General features: G+C 68.0%; 13 protein-coding genes. 6 read left to right on the top strand and 7 right to left on the bottom strand.

Annotation, left to right across the window (positions count from 1 at the left end; translation table 11 throughout):
* Positions 1–351: glycosyltransferase family 2 protein (locus Q7T84_RS06110; RefSeq protein ID WP_304806862.1), on the bottom strand; the 351-nt coding region annotated here is incomplete at its 3' end.
* Between the two features lie 31 nt (positions 352–382).
* Between Q7T84_RS06110 and rfbC the strand changes: the two genes are divergently transcribed.
* Both rfbC and Q7T84_RS06100 read left to right on the top strand, forming a co-directional pair.
* A complete protein-coding gene (rfbC, locus tag Q7T84_RS06105) occupies positions 383–937 on the top strand; it encodes a dTDP-4-dehydrorhamnose 3,5-epimerase (protein WP_304806861.1) in 555 nt (184 codons plus the stop codon).
* Entirely contained in the window at positions 937–1758 is an 822-nt protein-coding gene (locus tag Q7T84_RS06100) for an acyl-CoA thioesterase II (protein WP_304806859.1), read from the top strand. Before rfbC ends, Q7T84_RS06100 begins: the two co-directional genes overlap by 1 nt.
* A 10-nt stretch (positions 1759–1768) precedes the next feature.
* On the opposite strand, the gene Q7T84_RS06095 is transcribed toward Q7T84_RS06100, so the two are convergent.
* From Q7T84_RS06095 to Q7T84_RS06085, 3 genes are read right to left on the bottom strand one after another with little or no spacing between them, the layout of a single operon-like run.
* A complete protein-coding gene (locus tag Q7T84_RS06095) occupies positions 1769–2161 on the bottom strand; it encodes a VOC family protein (protein WP_304806858.1) in 393 nt (130 codons plus the stop codon).
* A 4-nt stretch (positions 2162–2165) separates the two neighbouring features.
* On the bottom strand, positions 2166–3257 hold the full coding sequence (locus Q7T84_RS06090) for an NADH:flavin oxidoreductase (protein ID WP_304806857.1): 1092 nt from the start codon (positions 3255–3257) through the stop codon (positions 2166–2168).
* Between the two features lies 1 nt (position 3258).
* Positions 3259–4410, bottom strand: a complete 1152-nt coding sequence (locus Q7T84_RS06085; RefSeq protein WP_304806856.1) for a trans-acting enoyl reductase family protein — start codon at positions 4408–4410, stop codon at positions 3259–3261.
* 188 nt (positions 4411–4598) lie between these two features.
* Between Q7T84_RS06085 and Q7T84_RS06080 the strand changes: the two genes are divergently transcribed.
* From Q7T84_RS06080 to Q7T84_RS06065, 4 genes are all read left to right on the top strand, one after another.
* Entirely contained in the window at positions 4599–6032 is a 1434-nt protein-coding gene (locus tag Q7T84_RS06080) for an MFS transporter (RefSeq protein WP_304806855.1), read from the top strand.
* An 81-nt stretch (positions 6033–6113) separates the two neighbouring features.
* Entirely contained in the window at positions 6114–7022 is a 909-nt protein-coding gene (locus tag Q7T84_RS06075; RefSeq protein WP_304806854.1) for a glutathione S-transferase family protein, read from the top strand.
* A 12-nt stretch (positions 7023–7034) separates the two neighbouring features.
* A complete protein-coding gene (locus Q7T84_RS06070; protein ID WP_304806853.1) occupies positions 7035–7853 on the top strand; it encodes a crotonase/enoyl-CoA hydratase family protein in 819 nt (272 codons plus the stop codon).
* Positions 7853–8491 carry a glutathione S-transferase family protein gene (locus Q7T84_RS06065; RefSeq protein ID WP_304806852.1) on the top strand — a complete coding sequence of 213 codons (639 nt, stop codon included), beginning with the start codon at positions 7853–7855 and terminating at the stop codon, positions 8489–8491. Before Q7T84_RS06070 ends, Q7T84_RS06065 begins: the two co-directional genes overlap by 1 nt.
* A gap of 98 nt (positions 8492–8589) precedes the next feature.
* Here Q7T84_RS06065 and queG read toward each other — a convergent pair whose 3' ends face one another.
* The 3 genes from queG to Q7T84_RS06050 form a co-directional block, all read right to left on the bottom strand.
* Positions 8590–9711, bottom strand: a complete 1122-nt coding sequence (gene queG, locus Q7T84_RS06060) for a tRNA epoxyqueuosine(34) reductase QueG (protein ID WP_304806851.1) — start codon at positions 9709–9711, stop codon at positions 8590–8592.
* Positions 9692–10378 (bottom strand): glutathione S-transferase family protein, encoded by a 687-nt coding sequence (locus Q7T84_RS06055; RefSeq protein WP_304806850.1) that lies wholly within the window; start codon positions 10376–10378, stop codon positions 9692–9694. The genes queG and Q7T84_RS06055 overlap by 20 nt, the downstream gene beginning before the upstream one ends.
* 17 nt (positions 10379–10395) lie before the next feature.
* Positions 10396–11021: cation diffusion facilitator family transporter (locus Q7T84_RS06050; RefSeq protein ID WP_304806849.1), on the bottom strand; the 626-nt coding region annotated here is incomplete at its 5' end.

Raw genomic sequence — 11021 nt, 5'->3', positions numbered from 1 at the left:
GCGCGCGGCCGCGCCGGCCAGCTCCTCCAGCCAGTTCGGCTGCGCGAAGGCGTCGGGATTGAGCAGCACGTACCAGCGGCCGCGCGCAAGCCTCGCGCCCTGGTTCCCGGCGCCCGCGAAGCCCAGGTTCTCGCTGTTCTCGATCAATTGAACGAAGGGGAATTCGCGCGCGATCTCCGCGTCGCCGGGGTCTGGCGAGGCGTTGTCGATCACCAGGGTTTCGAAGTCCTGGAAGGTCTGGGCGGCCAGCCGCTCCAGGCACGTCCGCAGGGTCGGACCTGAGTTGTAGGCGATGATGCAGACGGTGATCGTGGGCGCTTGCGCCTTGTCTTCCTGCGCGCGCTCGTCCATGCGGTGGCGGTTTCCAACTTACCGGGCAGCCATGACGTCGATCACGCCGCTTTCGATTCCCGAGGTTCTGCTTATCACGCCCAAGCGCCATGGCGATGCGCGAGGCTGGTTCGCCGAGACCTGGAGCCGCCAGGCCATGGTCAAGGCCGGGCTGGAGCACGACTTCGTTCAGGACAATCAGGCGTTCAACGCCGCCGCCGGCACCGTGCGCGGCCTGCACTTCCAGCAAGCGCCGCACGCCCAGGCCAAGCTGGTCCGGGCGCTGCGCGGCGCGATCTATGACGTCGCGGTCGATGTGCGGCCTGGGTCGGCCACCTACGGCCAATGGGTCGGCGCCAAGCTGACCGCCGAGGGCGGCGAACAACTACTGGTGCCGCGCGGCTTCGCCCACGGCTACTGCACGCTGACCGACAACTGCGAGATCTTCTACAAGGTCGACGGCCTCTACGCGCCGCAGACCGAGGGCGCGCTGCTCTGGAACGACCCGGACCTCGGCATCGACTGGCCGATCACGGGCGAGGCGATCCTGTCGGACAAGGACCGCGTCGCGCCGCGCCTCAAGGACATGCCGAGCGCGAACTTCTGATGAGCGAGCTGGTCAGCATCCTGAACATCGAGGCTATCGACCTCGACATGTTCCGCGGCCACACCCCGGAAGGCGAGACGCGGCGTATCTATGGCGGCCAGGTGATCGCCCAGGCGCTGACGGCGGCCTACCGCACCATCGACGGCCGTGTCTGCCATTCGATGCACGCCTATTTCATCCGGGGCGGCGATCCGAAGATCCCGATCCTGCTCAAGGTCGAGCGGGTGCGTGACGGCGGCAGCTTCACCATGCGGCGGGTGACGGCCCTGCAGCACGGCCAGCAGATCTTCAACCTGTCGGCGTCGTTCCAGGTCCCAGAGGCCGGCTTCGAGCATCAGATCGAAATGCCGACCCCGCCGGGCCCCGAGGGCCTGATGGACGAGGACGAACTGCGCGCGGCCGCCGGCTCGACCGAGCAACGCCGCACCTGGCCGATCGAGGTCCGGCCTGTCGATCCGATGCCCTTTGGCCAGGCCCCGATCATGGATCCGACCCAGTCGGTGTGGTTCCGGGCCCGCGATCCGCTGGGCTCCGACGTGGCGCTGAACCAGTGCGCCCTGGCTTACGCCTCGGACATGACCTTGCTGGACACCTCGCTGCGTCCGCACGGCGTCGACTGGAGCTCCGGCCGCCTGCAAGTGGCCAGCCTCGACCACGCCCTGTGGTTCCACCACCCCAGCGACTTCAGCCAATGGCACCTCTATGTGCAGGACAGCCCCTCGGCCTCCGGCGGGCGCGGCTTCAACCGCGGTTCGATCTTCTCGGCCGACGGCAAGCTGGTCGCCTCGGCCTCGCAGGAAGCCCTGATCCGCTTTCGATAGGGCTTCGGCCCTAGTCCGGGTCGTGGCGGCAGACGCAGAGTTTGCAGCCGTCCGGGTCCCGGAAGTACGCGCCGTAGTAGTCGCCATGATACTGGGGGCGCGGCCCGGGCGGTCCGTCGTCGTCGCCGCCGCCTGACAGAGCCAGGGCGTAGGCCTCGTCCACGGCGGCGCGGCTAGGGGCCAGCAGCGCGATCATCTGGCCGTTTCCGGCCAGCGCCGGCTCGCCGTCAAATGGGCGCCCGACCAGGAAGTAAGGCCGCGCGCCCCCAGGGGAGGTCCAGACCGCCCAGCCTCGTTCCTGGTCGACGAACTTCAGCGGGTAGCCGAGCGCCTCCATGATCGGGCGATAGAAGTTCGTCGCCCGTTCCGGATCGTTCGTTCCGATGAAGACGTGGGAAAGCATGGTCTCACGCCGTCGCCGGCTGCGCCACGAACCCCTTCCAGTTGTTCATGTACTCAACGAACGCCGGGCTTAGCCCCTCGGCCGCCAGATGCTCGCGGCTGACCGGCAGGGCGATCGAGGTGAAGTTCGGGTCGGCGGCGACCTTCTGCGGGAAGTCGTGATGCAGGATGGCCGCGCGGCCGATCAGGACATAGTCGGCGCCGTTCTCCAGGCATTCGCGGGCGGTCTGCGCGTTCATGATCTTGCCGGCCACGCCCAGCCGGACGTTCCCGCGATCCAGCTCGGTGAAGTAGGACATCAGGGTGCGGCCCTTGAACGCCTCTTCGTTCGGCTCCTTGGCCACGTCCCACAGCGACATGTCGAGATAGTCGATCTGGCCCTGCGCCATCACCGTCTGGGCGAGGTCGCGGATCTCGGCCAGTTCCAGGTCGAAGCGTTCGGGCGACAGCCGCAGGCCCAGATTGAAGTCGGGCCGGCAGCGGGCGCGGACGCCGTCGATGATCTCGTGCAGGATCCGGGCTCGGTTTTCCGGCGAGCCGCCATAGCGGTCGGTGCGGCGGTTGATGGTCGGGGAGAGGAACTGGCAGATGATGTAGCCGTGCGCCCCGTGGATCTCGACCCCGTCGAAGCCGGCCTGCTCGGCGCGGACGGCGGCGGCGACGAAGTCCTCCACCAGCTGCTCGACCTCGGCCAGGGTCAGGGCTCGTGAGCCGGTCGCCTCGTCCTCGGAGGGGCAGACCGGCGCCTCGCCGATCAGTTCCTTGGGCGAGCGCATGCCGGCGTGGTGCAGTTGCAACGCCGCGACGCTGCCGGCGGCCTTGATCGCCGCCGCTAGCCGGGTCAGGCCGGGCAGATGCTGGTCGCCAAACACGCCGAGTTGGCCGGGGAAGCCCTGGCCCTGGCGTTGCACATGGGCCGCGCAGGTCATGGTCAGGCCAAAGCCGCCCTCCGCCCGGTAGGTCAGCCAGCGGAACTCGTCATCCGACAGCGTGCCGTCGGCATGGCTCTGGGTGTTGGTCAGGGGCGCCAGCATGAAGCGGTTCTTCATGGCCGGGCCGCGGGTGAAGGCTAGCGGTGCGAACAGGTCGGTGGTCATGTCAGGCCTCAACTTCGAAGGTCAGGCCAGCCTTGTCGTGCAGCCGCTTGACCAGTTTGTCGCCCATGGCCGCGCCGGGCGTCCAGATGCCGCCGGGGACCTCGGGGGTTTCCTTGATCAGGCATATGGCGGTCTCGGCGATGATCTTGGAGGTCGAGCCATAGCCCGGATCCTTGTCGCCCTTCACCGCGACCCGAACCTTGCGGCCGTCCTTGGCGATGCCGATGAAGACCACGTCATAGAAGCCCGCCTCGCGGTCTTCCTTGCTGGGACCTTCGCCCGGTTGCGGGCCGGAGCCGGCGTCGGCCGCGAATGAGGCCGGCGTATTGGGATCGACCACCGACATCTCGTCGTAGACGAAGTCGGTCCCGTAGGCGTGGCCGAGCAGCAGGTTCGAGCGGTGGACGTTCTTCGTGTTGATCGCCGCCATCATGAACGGGCCGACATCGGCGTTCATGTCGGGGTCGTGCTCGACCTTGTCGCCGCGCGGCTGCTCGGGACCCTTGAAGCCAGGCGTGAGGGCGAACGGGTCGACCATCAGCGCCATCAGGCTAGGGTCTTTCTGGATCGCCGCCATGGTCGCCCGGCCGCTGGCCGCGGTGCCGCCCGACAGGCCGCCGCGCATGGCGCGCATCCGGCCCTTCACGCGGGGAACCACGCCGCCCAGCTTCGCCTTGGCGGTCTCTTGGGCGAAGAACACGCCCAGTTCGAAGGGAATGGAGTCAAAGCCGCAGGAGAAGACGATCCGCGCGCCGCTCTGCTTCGCCGCCGCTTCGTGGGCGCCGATCATTTCGGCCATCCAGTTGGGCTCGCCCGACAGGTCCAGATAGTCGGTCCCAGCCGCCGCGCAGGCGCCGACCAGGTCCGAGCCGTAAAGCTGGTAGGGGCCGACCGTGGTCAGCACCGCCTTGGTGGACTCCACCATGGCCTTCACCGAGGCCGCGTCGCCGGCGTCAGCGACGACCAGCGGGGTGTCCTTGGGCGCGCCGATCTCGTCGCGAACGGCCTGGAGCTTCTCCAGGCTGCGGCCCGCCATCGCCCATTTCACCTCGCCGCCGACCCCGTATTGCTTGGCCAGATGCTCGGCGACCAAGCGGCCGGTGAAGCCCGTCGCCCCATAGACGATGATGTCGAATTCCGCGGCCGGGTTCATGTGGTCTCTCCCTGTCATTCGCCCTTGGGGCTTGGCGGCGACCTTGCCGGGATCGCAGCGTGCATGCAAACGCCTGTTTTAATCTTTCCGACCATTGTTCGCGCTTGCCCTTCCCCTTGGGAAGCGGATCAATTGGCGACAAGGGACGTCGCGACATGATTGCCGTCGGCGCATAGGGAGATCGCTAAGTGACCCAACACGCGCCGGCCGCTGGGCCTCGGCCGCTCTCCTCGCCGATGGTGCTGTCGTTCTCCACCATCGCCCTGCCGTTGGGCGCCTTGGCCGTCGCCGTCGCCGTCTATCTCCCTCCTTATTTCGCGGCCCACCTTGGGGTCAGCCTGACCGTTATCGGAACCGCCTGGGCGGTGGTCCGCCTGCTCGATATCGGCGTCGATCCGGTGCTTGGCCTGGTCATGGACCGCACCCGCACCAAGATCGGGCGCTACCGGGTCTGGATGATGATCGGCGCGCCGATCCTGATGATCGCGGTCTACGCCCTGTTCGAAGCGCCCAAAGGCATCGGCTCGGCCTATCTGATCGTCTGGTTGCTGATCTTCTACCTCGGCACCTCGATCCTCAGTCTGGGTCACTCCGCCTGGGCGGCGACCCTGGCGACCGAGTATCACCAGCGTTCGCGGGTCTTCGGGGTGCTGGCCGCGGCCGGCGTGCTCGGCGCGGTCGTGGTCCTGTTGATCCCCATCGCCGCTGGACACATCGGCTGGACGGACGCGCAGGGCGTGCGCGCCATGGGCTGGTTTATCCTGGGCATGATCCCGCTGGTGGTGGCCCTGGTCTGCCTGAAGACGCCGGAGCACATCGCCAAGCGGACCTCGATCGAGAACTTCCAGCTGAAGGACTATCTGGGCCTGATCACCAAGCCCGACCTGCTGCGCCTGTTCCTCGCGCAGATGGCCCTGACGCTCGGTCCGGGCTGGATGAGCGCGCTCTACCTCTTCTTCTTCACCGACTCGCGACGCTTCTCGCCGGAGCAGGCTTCGGCCCTGCTGCTGGTCTATGTGATCGCCGGGATCGTCGGGGCGCCGCTCACCGCGCGCCTGGCCATGCGGTTCAGCAAGCACCGCACCCTGATGGTGACGACGACCTCCTATTCCCTAGGGCTGATCGCCCTGGTCCTCCTGCCGAAGGGCAGCGTGCTGGCCGCCCTGCCAGTGATGTTCTGGTGCGGCTTCATGGCCGCGGGCTTCGATCTGATGATCCGCGCCATGCTGGCCGACGTCGCCGACGAGGTGCGGCTGGAGCAGGGGCAGGAGCAGCTCAGCTTGATCTACGCCTTGAACGCCCTGGCCGCGAAGATCGCCTCGGCCTTCGCCATCGGCCTCACCTTCCCGCTGCTCGCCAGGCTTGGCTACAACGCCGCGGCGGGCGCGACCAATACGCCGGACGCGATCCACAGCCTGGAGCTGGCCTACATCATCGGCCCCATCGTCTTCGTGATGCTGGGCGGCGCCTGCGTCATCGGCTGGAAACTCGACGCCCAGAAGCACGCCGACATCCGCCGCCAACTCGACGAGCGTGACGCCCTCTATGCCGAGGCTCCCATTCTGGAGAGCCTCAGCGGCGAGCCGGGCATAGCCGTTCTGGCCGAGGACGCGAAAGCCTGACGCGGGGTCAGAGTAGGCCCGCGCTTGAAACCGTGACAGCGTAAGGCTGGCGGCGCGTCAGAGGTCGCAATGGGGAGACCGATGAGCGGGCTGATCCTTCACCACTACGACACCTCGCCCTTCTCCGAGAAGGTCCGGTTGATGCTGGGCTTGAAGGGGCTGGCCTGGGACTCCGTCCAGGCGCCGGTGATCATGCCCAAGCCGGAGCTGACGCCGCTGACCGGCGGCTATCGCCGCATCCCGGTGTTGCAGATTGGCGCCGACATCTATTGCGACACCCAGGTGATCCTAGCCGAGCTTGAGCGGCGCGCGCCCGGTCCGACCCTTACGACGGGGGCGGCCTGGGCGGTCAATTTCTGGGCCGACCGACTTTTCTTCGGCGTTACCGTGCCGATCATCTTCGGCGAACTGGGCGATGCGACGCCCCCAGATTTCATCGCGGACCGCGAAAAGCTTTCGGGCCGGCCTTTCAACATCGAGGCGATGAAGGCGGCCGCCGGGATCATGCGCCCGCAATGGCGCGCGCAAGCCGCCTGGATCGAGCAGGGCCTGGCCGGCGCCGACTGGCTGTCGGGCGACATCCCGGGCCTGGCCGACATCGCCGCCTATATGAACATCTGGTTCCTGGCCCGTAGCCTGCCGGACCTAGCCGACCAACTGCTGGCTGGTTTCGGCCGCACCCAGGCCTGGCGGCGCCGGGTCGCCGCCATCGGCCATGGCCAGCGCCATGAGATCACCGGCGCGGCGGCCCTCGCCGTCGCCCGGGAGGCCGAGCCCGAGCCCGCGCCGGCTCATGACGTCAACGACCCGCTCGGGCTTTTGCCAGGAACCCCTGTGATCGTGGCGGCCGACGACTATGGCCGCGATCCGGTCGCTGGGACGCTGGCGGCCCTCACTCCCGATCAGGTGGTCCTCGCCCGCGAGACGCCTGAACTTGGCAAAACCCACATCCATTTCCCACGCGCCGGCTACATCGTCGGCAAGGCCTGAAGGAGCATCCCCATGGAAAACCGCATCACGGTGGAGCTGAAGGACGGCGTGGCCGATGTCCGTCTGACCCGCGCCGACAAGATGAACGCCCTCGACGACGCCATGTTCTCGGCGCTGATCGAGACCGGCGAGCGGCTGAAGACCGAGAAGGGCGTTCGCGCCATCGTGCTGTCGGGCGAGGGTCGCGCGTTCTGCGCCGGTCTCGACATGGGCAACTTCGGCAAGATGGCGTCGGGTGAACGCAGCGGCGGCCAGTCCTCCACCGGCGAAAGCCTGCTGACGCCCAAGCGCACCGCTGGCGGCTCGAACCGCGCCCAGCACGCGGTGATGGTCTGGCGTGAGCAGCCGGTCCCGGTGATCGCCGCCGTGCATGGCGTGGCCTTCGGCGGCGGCTTCCAGTTGGCGCTCGCCGCCGACCTGCGGTTCGTGACCGCCGACACCCGCATGGCGGTGATGGAGATCAAGTGGGGCCTGGTGCCCGACATGGCCGGCATGGTGCTGATGAAGGGGCTGGTCCGCGATGATGTCGCCCGTGAGCTGACCTATACCGGCCGGATTTTCCAGGGCGAGGAAGCCCAGCGCCTAGGTATCGCCACCCGCGTCTGCGACGATCCTCGCGCCGAGGCCCTGGCTCTGGCCGCCGAGATCGCCAGCAAGAGCCCGACCGCGATCCGCGGCGCCAAGCGGTTGCTGGACATGGTCGCCGACGCCGACCAGCACGCGATCCTGCTGGCCGAGAGCCAGGAGCAGGGCGCACTCATCGGCTCGCCCAACCAGGTCGAGGCGGTGATGTCGAACATGCAGAAGCGCGCCGCCGTCTACGCCGACTGATGGTCACGCTCTATCATTGCGCCGACGCCCGGTCCTTCCGCGCCCTCTGGGCGCTGGAGGAGCTGGGGGTTCCCTATGAGCTGAAGCTGCTGCCGTTCCCGCCTCGGCTGCTGTCGCCGAGCTATCTGGAGATCAATCCGCTCGGGACCATCCCGTTCTTCGTGGACGGGCAGGCGCAGATGACCGAGTCGGCCGCGATCGTTCAGTACCTGGCTGTCAAGCATGGCGGTCCGCTGGCGGTGGCCCCGGATGACCCCGCCTATGGCGACTGGCTCAACTGGCTGCACCGGGGCGAGGCGACGCTCACCTTCCCCCAGACCCTGGTGCTTCGCTACACGCGCCTGGAGCCCAAGGAGCGGCGCAACCCGCAGGTGGCCGAGGACTACGCCCGCTGGTTCATGGCGCGGCTGCGGTCGGTCGATGCGGCGCTGGAGCACGGGGATTATCTGTGCGCCGGCCGCTTCACGGCCGCCGATGTCTCGGTCGGCTACGCGTTGCTGCTGGCCCGCACCCTGGGGCTGGACGAGCGCTTCAGTCCTGCGATCAAGGCCTACTGGGAGCGACTGGCTGGGCGCGAGGCGTTCCAGCGCGCCAAGGCGGCCCAGGCAGGCGAGGGCGTGCCGGACTGGCAGGGGTGACGCGTCGCTGCGCGCCGCCCCCTCACCTAGCCTCTCCCGAGGGAGAGGGATTCATGCCTCTTCTCCTCTCCCCGCCGGGGAGAGGTTGGGTGAGGGGCCTACACGGCCCACTCCGCCAGCACCTCGGGATCGCTCTCCACCATCCGCGCCCGCAACGCTGCGAACGCCGCCGGCTCCAGCAACCGTGACAGCGCCCAGACCGCCGCGCCGCGAACCAGCGGCGAGGGATCGGCCAGATGCTCCTGCGCCACCGCCGCCAGGCCGAGATCTCCCGAATTGCCGATCGCGTAGAGGACGTTGCGGATGAAACGGTCGCGGCCGATGCGCTTGACCGGGTTCTTGGCGAACAGGGCGCGGAACGCCGGGTCATCCAGCCGCGCCAAGTCCGCCAGCGCCGGCGCCTTCAGTTCTTCCCGCGCCGCCAGCCGCATTTCCCGTGAGGCGCTGGCGAACTTGTTCCAGGGGCAGACCGACAGGCAGTCGTCGCAGCCATAGATGCGGTTGCCGAGCGCAGGGCGGAACTGCGCCGGGATCGGACCCTTGAGCTCGATGGTCAGGTAGGAGATGCAGCGACGGGCGTCTAGCTGATAGGGGGCGGGGAAGGCCTTCGTCGGGCAGACGTCGAGGCACGCGCGGCATTGCCCGCAGGACCCGCCGCTGGCGCCGTCAGGCGCCAGATCCAGTTCGGTCAGGATCGACCCCAGGAACAGCCAGGACCCGAACTCGCGGCTGACCAGATTGGTGTGCTTGCCCTGCCAGCCGAGCCCGGCGCGTTCAGCAAGCGGCTTTTCCATTAGGGGCGCGGTGTCGACAAACACCTTAAGGTCGCCGCCGAACCGCGAGACCAGCCAGCCGGCCAGCTGCTTCAGGCGGCCCTTGATCAGCTCGTGATAGTCGTCGCCCTGGGCGTAGACCGAGATCACGCCCCGGCCCCTGTCTTCCAGGGCCTCCAGCGGGTCGTGGTCGGGGCCGTAATTAACGCCCAGCATGATCGCCGAGCGCGCGCCGTCCCACATGGCGGTCGGGTGGCGGCGACGATCCTGGGTGTCGGCGATCCAGCCCATCTCGCCGTGCCGGTCGTTCTCGACGAACTCGGCCAGCCGCCCTGACGCGGCCCACTCGGCGCGTGCGTCGGCGAACCGGCAGACATCGAAGCCCAGCTCGGCGGCGCGTGCGCGGATCAGCTCGGTGGCGTTAGGATCAGAAGTCGAGATCGTCATAATGCGGCGCCGGCGCGAGGCCGGGCCAGCGATCGGCCAGCAGCGGCCGGAAGCACGGCCTCGATTTCAGCTTCATGTACCACGTCTTGACCGCGGGGAAGTCGCGCCATGGCACATCCCCGAAATAGTCGATCACCGACAGGTGCGCGGCGGCGGCGAAATCGGCCAGGGACAGGCGGCGCCCGACTAGCCAGTCGCGTGAAGACAGCAGGCTTTCCACATAGGTCAGGTGCACCCGCAGGGCCTCGCGGCCCTGGCGCAGGCTGGCGAGGTCTGGCGCCCCGAGGCCGAGCAGCCGCTTTTCCATCTTTTCGTGCAGGATGAAGCCGCCAACCTCGTAGTCGAACTTGCGGTCGAACCACTGCAGCAGCCGCCGGGCCTCGGCCCGCTCGGCGGGGTCGCGGCCGAGCAGCGGCGGTTCGGGATGGGTTTCCTCGAGGTAGTCGAGGATCGCGCGGCCTTCGCACAGCACCAGCGGGTCGCGGCTCGTGCCCACGGTCAGCACTGGGGTCAGCCCGGAGGGGTTCATCTTCACCAGGCTCGCGGGCCGTTCCCAATAGCGAACCTGCTCCTCGGCGAACGGCAGGCGCTTTTCTCCCAGCGCCAAGCGAACCTGGCGAGAGGCGGGGTCGAGCGGGAAGTGGTGAAGGGTAAGGTCGAGGCTCATTAGGCCGATGACTATCTCTAATCCTCGTTAAGGCCGCGTTTACCGAGCGCGGTTTCGGCGAAAGCTCCGCCATGCGGCTCCGCCGCGCCGCGAGGGTCGGGATGGATGATGATGTCGGCCCGAGGGAACTCGGCGAGTATTCGCTTTTCCGCCGCGACAATGGCGGCGTGCGCCGCTTCGAGGGACAGCGACGCGTCCAGGTCGACGTGCATCTGCATGTGAACATACGGCCCCGAAGCGCGCGTCCGGAGTTGATGAACATCCGTCAGGAGCGGGTCGGCAGTCACCAAGTGGACGATCCGGGCGCGGTCATCATCTGGCAATTCGCGATCCATCAATTGGTTCGCGGCTTGGCGGAAAACACTCACCGCTCCCCACAGCAGCAGCGCCGTGATGATGAGGGCGGCGATGGCGTCCAGGTTCCCCCAGCCGAACAAGACCGAGGCGCCGATCCCGAGCAGCGCCACGGCGTTGGAGGCGAGGTCGGTGGCGTAGTGGGCTCGGTCGCCGGCCACGGCCACCGAAGCGGTGCGCTGCAGCACTCGGGTTTGGGCGGCGATCAACAGGCCGGTCATTACGGTGGAGACCGCCATGACGGCGATCGCCCAGCCCTCTTGGCGCAGTTCGTGCGGCTGGAGCAGAT

Source organism: Phenylobacterium sp., from assembly GCF_030654915.1.
Taxonomy (GTDB): Bacteria; Pseudomonadota; Alphaproteobacteria; order Caulobacterales; family Caulobacteraceae; genus Phenylobacterium.
The sequence above is the reverse complement of the archived record's forward strand: the minus strand, read 5'-3'. Positions and strand labels throughout refer to the sequence as shown.

What these genes read in the sequence shown, in the direction of transcription:
- rfbC (WP_304806861.1), top strand. Translation starts at nt 383, where the DNA reads ATGACGTCGATCACGCCGCTTTCGATTCCCGAGGTTCTGCTTATCACG.
- Q7T84_RS06100 (WP_304806859.1), top strand. Translation starts at nt 937, where the DNA reads ATGAGCGAGCTGGTCAGCATCCTGAACATCGAGGCTATCGACCTCGAC.
- Q7T84_RS06095 (WP_304806858.1), bottom strand. Translation starts at nt 2,161, where the DNA reads ATGCTTTCCCACGTCTTCATCGGAACGAACGATCCGGAACGGGCGACG.
- Q7T84_RS06090 (WP_304806857.1), bottom strand. Translation starts at nt 3,257, where the DNA reads ATGACCACCGACCTGTTCGCACCGCTAGCCTTCACCCGCGGCCCGGCC.
- Q7T84_RS06085 (WP_304806856.1), bottom strand. Translation starts at nt 4,410, where the DNA reads ATGAACCCGGCCGCGGAATTCGACATCATCGTCTATGGGGCGACGGGC.
- Q7T84_RS06075 (WP_304806854.1), top strand. Translation starts at nt 6,114, where the DNA reads ATGAGCGGGCTGATCCTTCACCACTACGACACCTCGCCCTTCTCCGAG.
- Q7T84_RS06070 (WP_304806853.1), top strand. Translation starts at nt 7,035, where the DNA reads ATGGAAAACCGCATCACGGTGGAGCTGAAGGACGGCGTGGCCGATGTC.
- Q7T84_RS06065 (WP_304806852.1), top strand. Translation starts at nt 7,853, where the DNA reads ATGGTCACGCTCTATCATTGCGCCGACGCCCGGTCCTTCCGCGCCCTC.
- queG (WP_304806851.1), bottom strand. Translation starts at nt 9,711, where the DNA reads ATGACGATCTCGACTTCTGATCCTAACGCCACCGAGCTGATCCGCGCA.
- Q7T84_RS06055 (WP_304806850.1), bottom strand. Translation starts at nt 10,378, where the DNA reads ATGAGCCTCGACCTTACCCTTCACCACTTCCCGCTCGACCCCGCCTCT.